The 13,795-nt window shown below is 70.0% G+C and carries 13 protein-coding genes; 6 read left to right on the top strand and 7 right to left on the bottom strand.

Annotated features, from left to right (window positions below; genetic code table 11):
- Nucleotides 1-20: 20 nt before the first annotated feature.
- Nucleotides 21-962, bottom strand: a complete 942-nt coding sequence (gene pip / locus IEX13_RS02270) for a prolyl aminopeptidase (RefSeq protein ID WP_188660783.1) — start codon at nucleotides 960-962, stop codon at nucleotides 21-23.
- A 128-nt stretch (nucleotides 963-1,090) separates the two neighbouring features.
- On the opposite strand from pip, the gene IEX13_RS02265 reads away from it, so the two are divergent.
- The 3 genes from IEX13_RS02265 to dxs all read left to right on the top strand — a co-directional run bounded on the left by IEX13_RS02265 (nucleotide 1,091) and on the right by dxs (nucleotide 4,816).
- Nucleotides 1,091-1,738 carry an HNH endonuclease gene (locus IEX13_RS02265; protein ID WP_188660781.1) on the top strand — a complete coding sequence of 216 codons (648 nt, stop codon included), beginning with the start codon at nucleotides 1,091-1,093 and terminating at the stop codon, nucleotides 1,736-1,738.
- A gap of 86 nt (nucleotides 1,739-1,824) precedes the next feature.
- Nucleotides 1,825-2,808, top strand: a complete 984-nt coding sequence (locus IEX13_RS02260) for a hypothetical protein (protein WP_188660778.1) — start codon at nucleotides 1,825-1,827, stop codon at nucleotides 2,806-2,808.
- A gap of 106 nt (nucleotides 2,809-2,914) precedes the next feature.
- On the top strand, nucleotides 2,915-4,816 hold the full coding sequence (gene dxs / locus IEX13_RS02255; RefSeq protein ID WP_188660775.1) for a 1-deoxy-D-xylulose-5-phosphate synthase: 1,902 nt from the start codon (nucleotides 2,915-2,917) through the stop codon (nucleotides 4,814-4,816).
- Nucleotides 4,817-4,823: 7 nt separating this feature from the next.
- Here the strand turns inward: dxs and prmC are convergent, their stop codons facing one another.
- The 4 genes from prmC to ahpC all read right to left on the bottom strand — a co-directional run bounded on the left by prmC (nucleotide 4,824) and on the right by ahpC (nucleotide 8,607).
- Nucleotides 4,824-5,657, bottom strand: coding sequence for a peptide chain release factor N(5)-glutamine methyltransferase (gene prmC, locus IEX13_RS02250; protein WP_188660772.1), 834 nt, complete (start codon nucleotides 5,655-5,657; stop codon nucleotides 4,824-4,826).
- Nucleotide 5,658: 1 nt separating this feature from the next.
- Complete coding sequence (locus tag IEX13_RS02245; RefSeq protein WP_188660769.1) at nucleotides 5,659-6,225, bottom strand: Pycsar system effector family protein; 567 nt, start codon at nucleotides 6,223-6,225, stop codon at nucleotides 5,659-5,661.
- Between the two features lie 79 nt (nucleotides 6,226-6,304).
- Nucleotides 6,305-7,906: an alkyl hydroperoxide reductase subunit F gene (gene ahpF / locus IEX13_RS02240; RefSeq protein WP_188660766.1), complete on the bottom strand. Its 1,602-nt coding sequence runs from the start codon at nucleotides 7,904-7,906 to the stop codon at nucleotides 6,305-6,307.
- A gap of 137 nt (nucleotides 7,907-8,043) precedes the next feature.
- Nucleotides 8,044-8,607: an alkyl hydroperoxide reductase subunit C gene (ahpC, locus tag IEX13_RS02235; protein ID WP_188660764.1), complete on the bottom strand. Its 564-nt coding sequence runs from the start codon at nucleotides 8,605-8,607 to the stop codon at nucleotides 8,044-8,046.
- A 181-nt stretch (nucleotides 8,608-8,788) separates the two neighbouring features.
- Between ahpC and IEX13_RS02230 the strand changes: the two genes are divergently transcribed.
- The 3 genes from IEX13_RS02230 to IEX13_RS02220 all read left to right on the top strand — a co-directional run bounded on the left by IEX13_RS02230 (nucleotide 8,789) and on the right by IEX13_RS02220 (nucleotide 10,883).
- On the top strand, nucleotides 8,789-9,730 hold the full coding sequence (locus tag IEX13_RS02230; RefSeq protein WP_188660760.1) for a LysR substrate-binding domain-containing protein: 942 nt from the start codon (nucleotides 8,789-8,791) through the stop codon (nucleotides 9,728-9,730).
- A 93-nt stretch (nucleotides 9,731-9,823) separates the two neighbouring features.
- The gene (gene rnk / locus IEX13_RS02225) at nucleotides 9,824-10,237 is read left to right on the top strand and encodes a nucleoside diphosphate kinase regulator (protein WP_188660758.1); all 414 of its coding nucleotides are present in this window, start codon (nucleotides 9,824-9,826) and stop codon (nucleotides 10,235-10,237) included.
- Between the two features lie 10 nt (nucleotides 10,238-10,247).
- A complete protein-coding gene (locus IEX13_RS02220) occupies nucleotides 10,248-10,883 on the top strand; it encodes a hypothetical protein (RefSeq protein ID WP_188660755.1) in 636 nt (211 codons plus the stop codon).
- Nucleotides 10,884-10,897: 14 nt separating this feature from the next.
- On the opposite strand, the gene IEX13_RS02215 is transcribed toward IEX13_RS02220, so the two are convergent.
- Together IEX13_RS02215 and IEX13_RS02210 are read right to left on the bottom strand one after the other, a co-directional pair.
- The gene (locus IEX13_RS02215; protein ID WP_188660754.1) at nucleotides 10,898-11,545 is read right to left on the bottom strand and encodes a glutathione S-transferase family protein; all 648 of its coding nucleotides are present in this window, start codon (nucleotides 11,543-11,545) and stop codon (nucleotides 10,898-10,900) included.
- 6 nt (nucleotides 11,546-11,551) lie between these two features.
- On the bottom strand, nucleotides 11,552-13,741 hold the full coding sequence (locus tag IEX13_RS02210; protein ID WP_188660751.1) for a sensor domain-containing diguanylate cyclase: 2,190 nt from the start codon (nucleotides 13,739-13,741) through the stop codon (nucleotides 11,552-11,554).
- Nucleotides 13,742-13,795: the final 54 nt, after the last annotated feature.

Below are 13,795 nucleotides of genomic sequence, written 5' to 3'. Positions count from 1 at the left end.
CCCTCCCACAGGGCACTGCGCTAGCGGAAACCGTCCGTCGCGCGCACCAGGATGTCCACGAGCTCAGGCTCGAACGCCGAGTGGCCGGAAGTCGGCGCGATCTCGAGCTTGGCGCCGGGCCAGGCCTGCTTGAGGTCCCAGGCGTTTTGCACCGGGCACACCACGTCGTAGCGGCCGTGCGCGATCACGCCGGGGATGTCCTTCAGCCGGTGGGCGTCGCGCAGCAGCTGGTCGTCCACGTCGAAGAAGCCGCCGTTGACGAAATAGTGGCACTCGATGCGGGCGAAGCTGAGCGCGAAGTGTGCGTCTTCATGGCTGTGCACGAAGGCCTCGTCCGCCTGCAGGAAACTCGTGCTGGCCTCCCAGACCGACCAGCTGCGCGCCGCCGCCAGCTGCGTCGCTTCGTCGTCCGAGGTGAGGCGGCGGTGGTAGGCGCTCATCAGGTCGTGGCGTTCGACCACGGGGATCGGTTCCAGGTAGCGCTGCCAGGCCTCCGGGAACAGGCGCGAGGCGCCCTGCTGGTAGAACCACTCCAGTTCCCAGCGCCGGAGCATGAAGATGCCGCGCAGCACCAGTTCGCTCACCTGGCCCGGGTGGGCCTGGGCATAGGCCAGCGCCAGGGTCGACCCCCAGCTGCCGCCGAACACCTGCCAACGATCCACGCCCAGGTGGCGGCGAAGCTTTTCGATGTCGGCCACCAGGTCCCAGGTCGTGTTGTCCACCAGGTCGGCGTGCGGCGTCGAGCGACCCGCGCCGCGCTGGTCGAACAGGATGATCCGGTAGGCCTTGGGGTCGTGGAAGCGCCGCATCTTGGCGCCGCAGCCCGCGCCCGGCCCGCCGTGCAGCAGGACCACCGGCTTGCCCCCGGGGTTGCCGCACTGTTCGTAGAACAGCCGGTGGCGGCCGTCCACTTGCAGGTAGCCGCTGTCGTAGGGTTCAAGGTCGGGGTACAGGCCGCGCATGCCGTTCTCGCCGCTGGAGGGGGAACCGGGATTCTAGCCCGCCCCCACCGCGGCACCCAGCGCACGAACGGCAGCGCGTGGACGGCGGTGCTTGAACTGCAACACGAGGGGCGTATGCTCAAGCCCTGATGGGCATACCGCCGACCCGCTTGAGTCTGGTGGGTTCCGGGAGCAGCCCCCACCCGGCCGGGGCCCCGTCTTTTCTCGAAACCGCCCTGCCCCGCGTTCTTTCCCTCGACGCGCACGGCCGGATCCTCGACTGGATGCACTGGCAGGATGCCGTCTGCCTGTACGTGCGCGGCGCCGTCGCCTGGACCCTGGGCGATCCCTGCCTGGTCGTGCGCGGCGGCACCAACCGGGCCAGCGGCCTGCAGAGTTTCGTCGAACTGCACCCGATCGTGGCCGGGCGCAGCCATGCCCAGGCCAAGGCCCTGGATCCCTCGCCTTCGCTCAGCAATACCGCGCTGTTCGCGCGCGACCGCAACCTTTGCATGTACTGCGGCAAGGAATACGGCCGCCATTCGCTTACCCGCGACCACGTCGTGCCGGTGTCCCGCGGCGGCCGCGACGTCTGGGAGAACGTGGTCTGCGCCTGCTTCCACTGCAACTCGCGCAAGGGCGGACGCACGCCGCAGCAGGCCGGCATGCCGCTTCTGGCCGTGCCCTACCGGCCCAGTTGGGTCGAGCACCTGATCCTCTCGAACCGCCACATCCTTGCCGACCAGATGGCCTTCCTGAAGAGCCACCTGCCGCGCCGGCCCGCGCGTCCGGCCTGAGCCGATTTGACGCGGTCCCCGCCAGCACCGACACTTCCGGCCTTCGCGCCGTCTCTTGCCGGCGTGGCCAGGGGGAACATCAGCAAATGACGACTCGAAGCATCTGTTTCGCGGGTCTTTCCCGCGACGAGCAGGCAGCGGTGGAAGCCGCGTTCAAACAAGCCAATGCCGCCCATCGCTGGGCGCTTGCCAACGAAAACGACGCCGAGGCCGTGGTCGTGGACATGGATTCCATGTACGGCCAGATGAGCCTGATGAAGGCCATGAGCGGCGGCAAGGTCGTGGTGGCCCTGACCGCCGGTGGCCGCACCGACACCGACTACACCCTGTCCCGCCCGGTCACGGCCGAGGGCATCGCCACCCTGCTGGCACAGCTCGAATCCCAGGCCCCGCCGGTCGCGGAAGAGCCGGCCCCGGTGCAGGCGCCTGCCGCCAGCGCCCCGGCGCCCGAACCCGCCCCTGAGCCCGAACCCGAACCGGCACCTGAGCCGGAGCCCGCGCCGGCCCCGCCGGCGGATCCGCACTTGGCCGACTACCTGCGGCCGGGCGCGCTCAAGGGCCCCGTGCGCCTGCAGATGGGCGACGCGCCGGCCATCGTGCTCGACCCGGCCCAGGGCGTTTACCTGGGCGGCGCCACGCTCAAGCCCCTGCTGCCCTACGCCACCGCCATCGTGCACGAGTCCGACCTCGAACCCGTGGACCCGGCGCAACTGCCGGCCCTGGCCACCGAACTCGGCGGCAGCCATCCCCTCAGCCGCCTGGCCTGGATCCTGGGCCTGGGTGGCCACAACGGGGGCCTGGCGCCGGGTTACAACCCGAACGACCGCTACAAGCTGCTCAAGTGGCCGCAGACCGAACGCGAGTTCCCGCGCCACTTCCGCATCGCCACGGTGATGATGAAAGGCCCGGCGCTGCTGACCGACATCGCCGAACTCAGCGGCGCCAGCCTGGCCGAGGTCACCGACTACGTGAATGCCAGTCTTGCCGTCGGCGTCGCCGAGCCCGACCTCATGGTGCCCAGCGACCCCGAGCCGGCCAAGGGCGGCCTGCTGGGTCGCTTCCGCCGCTAAACCGGCTCGACATGCCAGGGGGCCGCCTGAACCGCGGCCCCGGTTCGCCTTGCCCCCATCGGCGGGGTGCCGGACAATTCAGCCCTGTCCCCACGCCAGATATCCGATGGATCCCCAGCGCTACCCGCGCCTTTCGCGCATTGCCGTTCCCGCCGACCTGCGCCAGTTCCCGGAAGCCGAACTGCCGGCGATCGCCGATGAACTGCGCGCCTACCTGATCGAACAGGTCAGCCAGTCGGGCGGTCACTTCGGCGCCGGCCTGGGCGTGATCGAACTGACCGTGGCCCTGCATTTCCTGTTCGAGACCCCGTCCGACCGCCTGGTCTGGGACGTCGGCCACCAGTGCTACCCGCACAAGATCCTCACCGGGCGGCGCGACAGCATCCACACGGTCAAACAAAAGGACGGCGTCGCGCCCTTCCCAAAGCGCGAGGAAAGCGAGTTCGACACCTTCGGCGTCGGCCACAGCTCGACCTCCATCTCCGCGGCCCTGGGCATGGCCGTGGCCGCGCGCGCGCGCGGCGAAGACCGCAAGGTCGTCGCCGTCATCGGTGACGGCGCGATGACCGCGGGCATGGCCTACGAGGCCCTGAACCACGCCGGCGGCATGGACCCCGAGCCCGACCTGCTGGTCATCCTCAACGACAACCGGATGTCGATTTCCGAAAACGTCGGCGGGCTGACCAAGATGCTTGGACGCGCCTCGGGCAGCCGCACGCTCAACGCGCTGCGCGAAGGCGGCAAGAAGCTGCTTGGCGACAAGAAGAAGCCCGCCGCGCGTTTCATGCGCCGCTGGGAAGAACACTGGAAGGGCATGTTCGTGCCGTCCACGCTGTTCGAGGAAATGGGCTTCCACTACACCGGCCCCATCGACGGCCACGACGTGCCGGCGCTGGTGGCCACCCTGCGCACCCTGCGCGGTCTCAAGGGCCCGCAGCTCCTGCACGTGATCACCACCAAGGGTAAGGGCTACGAACGCGCCGAAGGCGACCAGATCGAATACCACGCCGTCGGCCCCTTCGACCCGGACGTGGGCGTGGTCAAGAAGCCGGGCCCGGCCAAGCCCACCTACACCCAGGTCTTTTCCGACTGGCTGTGCGACATGGCCGCCGCCGACCCGCTGCTGATGGGCATCACCCCGGCGATGCGCGAAGGCTCCGGCCTGGTGCGCTTCAGCAAGGAATACCCGGATCGTTATTTCGACGTCGCCATTGCCGAACAGCATGCGGTCACGCTGGCCGCGGGCATGGCCTGCGAGGGCGTGAAGCCGGTGGTGGCGATCTATTCGACCTTCCTGCAGCGTGGTTATGACCAGCTGATCCACGACGTCGCGCTGCAGAAGCTCGACGTGCTGTTCGCGATCGACCGCGGCGGCGTGGTCGGCCCCGACGGCGCCACCCATTCGGGCAGCTTCGACCTGAGCTTCCTGCGCTGCGTGCCCGACATGGTGGTGATGGCGCCGGCCGACGAAAACGAATGCCGGCTGATGCTCAGCACCGGCTTCCGCCACGACGGCCCGGCCGCCGTGCGTTACCCGCGCGGCACCGGCCCGGGCGTTGCCCTGCAGCCCGGCCTGGACACGCTGCCGGTCGGCAAGGCCGAACTGCGCCAGCGCGGCGCCGGCCTGGCCCTGCTGGCCTTCGGCGCGATGGTGCCGGTCGCCGGCGCGGTGGCCGCCGAGTTCGGGCTGACGCTGGTGAACATGCGCTTCGTCAAACCGCTCGACCGGGCGCTGCTGCTGGACCTGGCGGCGAGCCACGAGGGTTTCGTGACCCTCGAGGACAACGTCGTCGCCGGCGGCGCCGGCAGCGGCGTCGCCGAACTGCTGGCCGCCGAAGGCATCAGCCTGCCCGTGCTGCACCTGGGCTTGCCCGACGGCTGGCAGGAACACGCCAGCCGCGAACAGCTGCTGGCCGAAGCGGGCCTGGACGCCGAAGGCATCCGCCGCGCCCTGCTGGCCCGCTGGCCGGGTTTGGCCAAAATCCGCCGCAGCGCCGTCGGCGGCTGAAGCCGCCTCAGCCCAGCCACTGCCCCCGCGTCACCCGCTCGCGGCGCTCGAGGTCGCGGGCGGTGGCGACCTGGGCGAAGCCCTGCGACTGGAACAGCGAACGCACCGCCGCGCCCTGGTCGTGGCCGTGTTCGACCAGCAGCCAGCCGCCCGGCAGCAGGTGCGTGGGCGCACGCGAGACGATCAGGCGGATCGCATCCAGGCCATCGGCCCCGGACGCCAGCGCCGAACGCGGCTCGAAGCGCAGGTCGCCCTGGCCCAGGTGCGGGTCGGCTTCGGGGATGTAGGGCGGGTTGGAAACGATCATGCGGTAAACGTCGCCGGCCACCGGCTCGAACCAGTCGCCCTGCAGCAGGCGCAGCGGCAGGCCGGCGTCGGCGGCGTTGGCGCGGGCAACCGCCAGGGCGGCTTCGCTCACGTCCACGGCGCTGACGTCGACCAGGGGTCTTTCGCTGGCGATCGCCAGGGCGATGGCGCCGGTGCCGGTGCCCAGGTCGAGCACCTGGCCCATTTCCGAAAGCGGCAGGCGTTCAAGCGCCAGTTCGACCAGCAGTTCGGTTTCCGGCCGCGGGATCAGCGTGTCGGGGGTTACCGCCAGTTCCAGCGACCAGAAGCCACGATGGCCGGTGATCTGCGCCACCGGTTCGCCGCCTTCGCGCCTGCGCAGCAGGGCGTCGAACGCGCGGGCGTCGCTGCCTTCGAGCACGTCGCCGGAGTGGGCGTAAAACCAGCTGCGTGGCCGCTGGATCGCATGGGCCAGCAGCAGCTCGGCCTCCAGGCGGGCCTCGTCGCCGGGCAGGCGCGCGGCGGCTTCGCGGATGGCATTGGCGAGCGTCGTCACTTCAGCCGGCCACCAGCTGCCAGCCCTGGACCAGGCACGCCAGGATGAAGCCGCCCAGGAAAAACAGGTAGGACAGGCGCAGGTACCGGTACTTGTGGTGCGCCAGGTAATAACCCAGGGCGTAGGTGTCGCGCGCCATGGTTTCGTAGACCGAACCGTCGGACTTGAGCGCACCGGCGATTTCGGTGAGGAAACGTTCGCGCGGCAGTTCGGCGAAATGGCCGAAGAACATCAGGTTGAACTGCGGCGGGATGGTGTCGTCCGTCAGTTTCAGCGGCCGGTACTTGGGCAGCACCGCCAGCACCGCCAGCAGCAGCGCCAGCATCGTGAAGGCGGCCAGGGTGATCGAGGCGCTGCGCAGCAGCGGGTCGCCGAGCCGGCCCAGCACCAGGGTCAGCACGATCGAGGACATGGTGATGATGATGTTGGCCTTGGTGTCGGCCATGGTCGACAGCTGCACGTGGTGCTGCTGCATCGTTCGCAGCAGGCAGTCGCCGGTATTGCGTTCGGGGATGGCCGCGTACAGGCGATCGATGTCGCCGGCGGCACCGGGCTGTACTGGGGGCATGGCGCGTTCCTCCGGGGGCCCGGGCATGATAACGCGCCGGCCGGGGCCGCTGCGGGAGGGTCCCTCCCACGGGGCCGGGTCAGACGGCTTCGGCCGCCTCGCCCGGGGCTTTCACGCCGGTGGGCAGCGGATGCCGGATCAGGTGGTCGAAGGCCGCCAGGCTGGCGGTGGCGCCGGCGCCCAGGGCCACCACGATCTGCTTGTAGGGCACGGTGGTGGCGTCGCCGGCGGCGAACACGCCATGCGCCGAGGTGCGGCCATGGGCATCGACCACGATCTCGCCGCGCGGGCTCAGTTCAACGGCATCGGCCAGCCATTCGGTGTTGGGCAGCAGGCCGATCTGCACGAAGATGCCGTCCAGCTCCAGCTGGCGGTGCTCGCCGCTGGCGCGGTCGCGGTACCCCAGCCCCGTCACCTTGCGGCCGTCGCCCAGTACTTCGGTGCTCTGGCCGTTGAGCACCACGTCCACGTTCGGCAGGCTGCGCAGCTTGCGCTGCAGCACTTCGTCGGCGCGCAGCTTGTCGGCGAATTCGATCACGGTGACGTGGGCGACGATGCCGGCCAGGTCGATGGCGGCCTCGATGCCGGAATTGCCGCCGCCGATCACGGCCACGCGCTTGCCCTTGAACAGCGGGCCGTCGCAGTGCGGGCAATAGGCGACGCCCTTGTTGCGGTACTGCTCTTCGCCGGGCACGCCCATCTGCCGCCAGCGCGCGCCGGTGGAAAGGATGACGGTGCGGGCGAACAGGCTGGCGCCGTTGGCCAGCTGCACTTCGGCCAGGCCGCCAATCTCGTCCGCGGGCACCAGGCGCGTGGCGCGCTGCAGGTTCATCACGTCCACGTCGTTGGCGCGCACGTTGGCGTCCAGCGCCGCCGCCAGCTTCGGGCCTTGGGTGTGATCAACGGCGATGAGGTTCTCGATGCCCATGGTGTCGAGCACCTGGCCGCCGAAGCGTTCGGCCGCCACGCCGGTGCGGATGCCCTTGCGCGCCGCGTAAATGGCAGCGGCCGCGCCCGCGGGGCCGCCGCCCACCACCAGCACGTCGTAGGGTGCCTTGGCGCGGATGCGGTCGGCATCGCGGGAGCCGGCATTGGCATCGAGCCTGGCGATGATCTGCGCCAGGTCCATGCGGCCCTGGTCGAAGACTTCGCCGTTGAGGAACACGGTGGGCACCGCCATCACCTCGCGGCCTTCGACCTCGTCCTGGAACAGGGCGCCGTCGATGGCCACGTGTTTGATGCGCGGGTTGAGCACCGCCATCAGGTTCAGCGCCTGCACGACGTCCGGGCAGTTCTGGCAGGACAGCGAATAATAGGTTTCGAAGCTGAAGTCGCCGTCCAGCGCCGCCGCCTGTTCGAGCAGCTCCTGCGATTCCTTCGAGGGGTGGCCGCCGACCTGCAGCAGGGCCAGCACCAGCGAGGTGAACTCGTGGCCCAGCGGAATGCCGGCGAAGCGCACGGCGATGTCGCTGCCGCTGCGCGCGATCGCGAAGGACGGCTTGCGGGCGTCGTCGCCGTCCAGGCGCAGGGCGATCCGGTCCGACAGCGAAGCGATTTCGCCGAGCAGGGCCTCGAGTTCGCGCGACTTTTCGCCCTCGTCCAGGGACGCGACCAGTTCGATCGGCATGCGCAGCTTTTCGAGGTAGGCAGCGAGCTGGGTCTTGAGGTTCTGGTCAAGCATTTCCTGGCTCCTGGGGCAGGGGTTTGCGCCTGGGGCCGGAACCGGCCGCAGGCGGAAACCTCCGGGTTGGGCGCGATGCGCGCCGGGAAACACCCGGGCGGCCTGGCCGCCCGGGCGGGACTTGCGCGACGCAGGACTCAGATCTTGCCGACCAGGTCCAGCGACGGGGCGAGGGTCTTCTCGCCTTCCTTCCACTTGGCCGGGCACACCTGGCCCGGGTGGGCGGCGACGTACTGGGCGGCCTTGAGCTTGCGCACGGTTTCCTTCATGTCACGCGCGATGGCGTTGTCATGGATTTCCAGGGTCTTGATGACGCCCTTGGGATTGATGATGAAGGTGCCGCGCAGGGCCAGGCCCTCTTCGTCGATGTGCACGCCGAAGGCGCGGGTCAGCTGGTGGGTCGGGTCGCCGACCAGCGGGAACTTCGCCTTGCCCACGGCCGGCGAGGTTTCATGCCAGACCTTGTGCGAGAAGTGGGTGTCGGTGGTGACGATGTAGACCTCGGCACCCATCTTCTGGAACTCGGCGTAGTTGTCGGCCGCGTCCTCGACCTCGGTCGGGCAGTTGAAGGTGAAGGCGGCCGGCATGAAGACGATGACCGACCACTTGCCCTTCAGGGTTTCCTGGGTGATTTCGACGAACTTGCCGTCGTGGAAGGCCTGGGCCTTGAACGGCTGGATTTCGGTGTTGATCAGGGACATGTTGGCTCCTGTGGGGTTTGAGGAAGGGTGAATCGAAACTTGGCGCTATGGTAGGCAATAGCTATTGATATGTGAAAGTGATAGTTCCTATCGCTCCGATAGGTTTTATCTATCGCTTGCACACCTTGCCTTCACGCTCCGACGATTGTCATCGACATTTCCATAGGCTATAGCAATCGCCATGAACCTCCGCGATCTGCGCTACCTCGTTGCCCTGGCCGACCTGCGGCATTTCGGCCGGGCCGCGGAATCGTGCCATGTCAGCCAGCCCACGCTCTCGACCCAGGTCAGGAAGCTCGAGGAAGAGCTGGGCGTGTCCCTGGTCGAACGCGCGCCCCGGCACGTCATGCTGACCGCCGCCGGCCAGGACATCGCCATGCGCGCGCGCCGCGTGCTGGCCGAGGTCGAGCAGATGCGCGAAACCGCCCGCCGCACCGCCGACCCCGAGGCCGGCAGCGTGCGCCTGGGCCTGTTCCCCACGCTGGGCCCCTACCTGTTGCCGCACGTGGTGCCGCGCATCCGCAAGCGGTTCCCGCGCCTGGAGCTGCTGCTGGTCGAGGAAAAAACCGAAGTCATCCTGCACATGCTGCGCGAGGGCAGGCTCGACGCCGCGGTGCTGGCGATGCCGCTGCACGAGGAATGGGCCGAGTCCGAATTCCTGTTCGAAGAACCCTTCATGCTGGCGGTGCCCGACGGCCATCCGCTGGCGGGCCGCCGCAACCTGCGCCTGGGCGAACTGGGCGACCAGCACCTGCTGCTGCTCGAGGAAGGCCACTGCCTGCGCGACCACGCGCTGGAGGTCTGCGGCCTGGCCGGCGCCGGCGAAAAAGAAGGTTTCCGGGCCACCAGCCTGGAAACCCTGCGGCAGATGGTTGCCGCGGGCGTGGGCGTCACCCTGCTGCCCGTGCTGGCGGTGAAACCGCCGGTGCCGGCCTCGGAAGACATCCGCCTGCTCTCGTTCCGCGACCCGCCACCGAGTCGCCGGCTGGCCCTGGTCTGGCGCCGCAGTTCGGCCATGGGTGTGTTCCTCAAGGACCTGGCCGGCGTGCTGCGCGACTTGCCCGCCGGCCTGCTGGACCTGCCCGCCGACGACCCGCCCGGGAAGCGCCCCGCCAAGCCTTGAAGCCCGCGGGGCCAGGGGCTATCGTGGCCAGACATGTTTGATTACCCCGGGCGGCGCGTGCAACGCGGCGCCCCTTTTGCTTTTGGAGCCGCCATGGCCACCCCGCCGCCGATCACCGTTTCCAGCCGCGACCTCGACCGGCTCGAACGCCTGCTTGACTCCCCCGCCGTCGCCGCCCTGCCGGCCGCGGCGGCCCTGGGCCGCGAACTCGAGCGTGCGAACGTCGTCGCGCCGGCCGAGATGCCGGCCGACGTCGTCACCATGAATTCCGAAGTGACCTGCGTGGACGAAGTCGGCGGTGAAACCCATCGCCTGACCCTGGTCTATCCGCCCGACGCCGACGTCGACAAGCACAAGATCTCGGTGCTGGCACCGGTCGGCACCGCCCTGCTGGGCCTGTCGGTGGGCCAGAGCATCGACTGGAACGCACCGGGCGGGCGCTCGCTGCGCCTGCGGGTCACGTCCATCGCCTACCAGCCCGAAGCCTCGGGCGATTTTTCGCGCTGAGCCGGCCGCCATGCCGCGCTGGCTCTGGATCACGCTGGCCGTCGCCACGCTCGCCCTGTTCTGGGTCGCGGGGCGCGATCCCGCCGCGGTGCCGGCAACGGGCGCCGGCGGGTCCCTGGCCTGCCCGCAGATGGCATCGCCGGCCGGCCTGGCCGAACCCCTGCAGGTCCTGGTTGCCGACGCCCCCGTGGCCACGATCGACGGGCACCGCCTGCGCCCGCTGGCGGCCTTCGCCCTCGAGGCCCGCGTGCTGGGCCGCGAGGACTACCGCTTCGACCGCAATGCCGCGCTGTCGCCCACCGACCTGGCCCTGGGCTGGCAGCGCATGGCCGACCCCGCGGTCTACAAGCAGCTCGACATTTCCCAGCGCGGCCGCTGGTACCACTACCGCTGGGGTGCCGAAGGCCCGCCCCTGCCGGTGCAGGAAATCGTGCGTTCAAGCGCGAACATGCACCTGGTGCCGGCCAACGACCGCGTCGCCGCCGCCATTGACCGCGTGAAAAAAGACCAGACCGTGCGCCTGCAGGGCTGGCTGGTCGAGATCCGCAGCGACGACGGCTGGCTGTGGCGCAGTTCGCTCACCCGCGAAGACAGCGGCGACGGTGCCTGCGAACTGATCTACGTCTGCGAGCTTGAGTCGTTCTAAGGCGGCGCCGGGGCTCAGGCCTCGTCGTGCGCCACCCGCTCGGATTCGGCGCGCCCGGCCATCAGCCATTCGGACATCGCCGGCAGCGCGTAGATGGCTTCGACGTAATCGGCCGCCGCCCCGGCCAGCGGCACGCCGTAGCCGCGGAAACGGACGCAGACCGGCGCGAACATCGCATCGGCGATGCCGAAGCGCCCGAACAGGAAGTCGCCGCCGCCGGCCTGCCCGCGCAATTCGGACCACAGCGACTGCACGCGGTCGATGTCCCGCTGCGCGGCCTGGTCCCAGTGCCGTTCGCGCGGCTCGCGCCGGCAGTTCATCGGCAGCTGGGCACGCAGGGCGGGAAAACCCGAGTGCATTTCGCAGGCCACCGAACGCGCCAGCGCGCGGCGCCCCGGGTCGCCCGGCCAGCCGCTGCCGCGCAACCAGCGTTCGTTGGCGTATTCGCAGATGGCCAGGGAATCCCAGACCACCTGGCCGTGGTCGTGCAGCACCGGTACCCGGCCGGTCGGCGACCAGTCGCCGATGCGGGCCTGGAACTCGGGCGTGTCCAGCGGCAGCCGGACTTCCTCGAAGGCCACGCCGGCCTGGCGCAGCAGCAGCCAGGGCCGCAGCGACCAGGACGAGTAGTTCTTGTTGCCGATGACCAGGGTCGTGGACATGGCCGGTCAGCTGAAGATCTGGTCGCCGCCGTTCCGGCTGGCCACGCGCGCCGCGTTGCCCGCGCGCTCGGCCAGGTCGGGGGCCTTGCGCTCGTCGGAGCCGGCCTGGGCGATGCCGATGCTGATGCTCAGGCTGGGCGCGATGCGCGGGTCCACCGCCATGTGCGACACCGCCTCGCGCAGGCGGTCGGCATATTCGCGCGCCTGCAGCAGCTTCTTGCCCGGCGCCAGCACCAGGAAACCACCGCTGGCGCTGCGGCCGATCAGGTCGCCGTGGCTCAACTCTTCGCGCAGCAGCGCGGCCACCGGCCGCAGGGCCGACACCACGGCGACTTCGCCGCCGGCCTCGCGCAGCGACGGCAGCTGGTCGAGTTCGATCCACAGCAGGCTGAAGGGCGTCTGGCGCAGCCGGGCCGCGTCGATCATCTGCTGAAGGCGGCTGCGGATGGCCTCTTCGCGGAATACGCCGGTGGCCGGGTCGGTTTCGGCCTGTCGCTGGGCGCTGACCGTGCCCGAGGCCTCTTCGCCGGCGACCACGGCCATCGCCGCGAACTCGGCGCACAGCGCCAGTTCGGCATCGGAATAGCTGACGTCGGCAGGCCGCTCGACCAGCAGCGCGCCCCAGCCCGGCTTGGGAATGGGCAGCGGGATGACCGCCAGCTGCACCTTCTCCAGCGGGCCTTCCGGCCCGTCGAAGTCGAAGCCGACCTGCTGGGCCGCCTTGAGCTTGCTGAGGTTGCGCAGCAGCGTGGCGCGCTCGCGCAGCAGGTTGCGGTAGCGCGACTCGGCCGACTTGGGCTCGACCTGCAGCAGTTCTTCGCCGTCGGCGTGTTCGCCGACCACCGCCGAGCTGTTCTGGTCGAGCACCGACTTGAGGCCATCGAGCAGGCGCCGGTAGGCGATCCAGGCCACGTCGTCGTCGTCGGCGTGGTTCAGGCCGTGCTGAAGGCTGGCCATCAGCTTGCCGCGGGCGGCCTCGATCTTCTCTACGGCGCTGGGCGGCGGCGGCTCGGCCCGCTTGCGCATGGCCCAGCGCTGCATCCGCGCCCGCGCCCAGGGCAGGCCCAGGTACTGGGCCATCACCAGCGCCAGCAGCAGCTGCCAGCCGTACAGCGTCCACCAGTTCGCCTCGACCACCTGGTGGTCGGCCAGGACCCGCAGCAGCACCGCGACGCCCATCAAGAGCAGGGTAAGCAGCGGCGCCCAGCGATAGCTGCGGGAATCGAGCAACAGCATCACCACGCAAGCCAGCAAGGCCACCGGGTAGCTGACCCAGGCCACCCACTGCAGGGCGATGCTGGCGTTGTTGGGCAGGGTCAGCGCGAACAGGGCGCCGGCCACGAGCACCCAGCCCAGGCCGCGCATCCAGCCCACCAACTGCGGCGCCGACTTGTCCAGGCCGCTGTAGTGGCGCGTGGCCAGCACCACCGGCCCGGCGCCAAGCAGGAACAGGGCCTGGGGCACCACGGCGCCCAGCCCGGAAAGCAGGGCGACTTCGGGCAACGAATACAGGTGGCCATTGATGCCCAGGCAGGCCAGCCAGGAGCAGAAGGCCGCGGCGCCCACCGCCAGCGCGCCGGCCCGGGAGTCCTCGGCGTGGCGCACCAGCGACAGCACCGCCACCAGCAGCATCAGCGCGTACACCACGCGGAACCAGAACCGGGCCTGCTCTTCCTGCCCTGCGGCAACGGCGGCATCGCGCAGGCTCAGGTGCAGTCCCCCCATCACCTGGCCTTCCAGCTCCAGGTAGAGCTCGGTCGGGCCGGACAGGCCCGCCGGCAGCGGCAGGTCGAAATGACTGGGCCAGGGCTGCTGGTCGTCGCCGCGGATGAAGAAGCTGTCCCGCGCGACCACGCTGCCGGGGGGATGCACGCGCAGGCGCAGGTGTTCCAGCGGCACCCGGACCACGCCCAGGCGCCAGTCGTGGCTGCCGGCCGGCAGGTCGGTGCGCACGCGAACCCACAGCACCCGCTCATCGCGGGCGGTGAAGGCGAAGCCCGGGGTCAGCACGGGGGTGAAGCCGGGCTGGGCCCGGCCGGTGAGGATGTCGTCGAGGGTGGTGCCGACCGGCGTTTCCATGACGGCCAGGTCCAGCGCCGGCTGCGGCGCCTGGGCGCGGGCGCCGGGAACCACCAGGACCGCGGCGGCCAGCAAGGCGGCGGCGGTAAAGCCAATCAGGGCCCATGCGTTTCGCAAGCGCCGTCTCCCCTACTTGTGATTGCAGCCCCCTGCCCGGCGATTCTAGCCCGA

The sequence above is a fragment of the Arenimonas soli genome, from assembly GCF_014643775.1.
Lineage (GTDB): Bacteria > Pseudomonadota > Gammaproteobacteria > Xanthomonadales > Xanthomonadaceae > Arenimonas > Arenimonas soli.
The sequence above is the reverse complement of the archived record's forward strand: the minus strand, read 5'-3'. Positions and strand labels throughout refer to the sequence as shown.

Coding starts and splice junctions, on each gene's coding strand:
- pip (WP_188660783.1), bottom strand. CDS start 962: ATGCGCGGCCTGTACCCCGACCTTGAACCCTACGACAGCGGCTACCTG.
- IEX13_RS02265 (WP_188660781.1), top strand. CDS start 1,091: ATGGGCATACCGCCGACCCGCTTGAGTCTGGTGGGTTCCGGGAGCAGC.
- IEX13_RS02260 (WP_188660778.1), top strand. CDS start 1,825: ATGACGACTCGAAGCATCTGTTTCGCGGGTCTTTCCCGCGACGAGCAG.
- dxs (WP_188660775.1), top strand. CDS start 2,915: ATGGATCCCCAGCGCTACCCGCGCCTTTCGCGCATTGCCGTTCCCGCC.
- IEX13_RS02245 (WP_188660769.1), bottom strand. CDS start 6,225: ATGCCCCCAGTACAGCCCGGTGCCGCCGGCGACATCGATCGCCTGTAC.
- ahpF (WP_188660766.1), bottom strand. CDS start 7,906: ATGCTTGACCAGAACCTCAAGACCCAGCTCGCTGCCTACCTCGAAAAG.
- ahpC (WP_188660764.1), bottom strand. CDS start 8,607: ATGTCCCTGATCAACACCGAAATCCAGCCGTTCAAGGCCCAGGCCTTC.
- IEX13_RS02230 (WP_188660760.1), top strand. CDS start 8,789: ATGAACCTCCGCGATCTGCGCTACCTCGTTGCCCTGGCCGACCTGCGG.
- rnk (WP_188660758.1), top strand. CDS start 9,824: ATGGCCACCCCGCCGCCGATCACCGTTTCCAGCCGCGACCTCGACCGG.
- IEX13_RS02220 (WP_188660755.1), top strand. CDS start 10,248: ATGCCGCGCTGGCTCTGGATCACGCTGGCCGTCGCCACGCTCGCCCTG.
- IEX13_RS02215 (WP_188660754.1), bottom strand. CDS start 11,545: ATGTCCACGACCCTGGTCATCGGCAACAAGAACTACTCGTCCTGGTCG.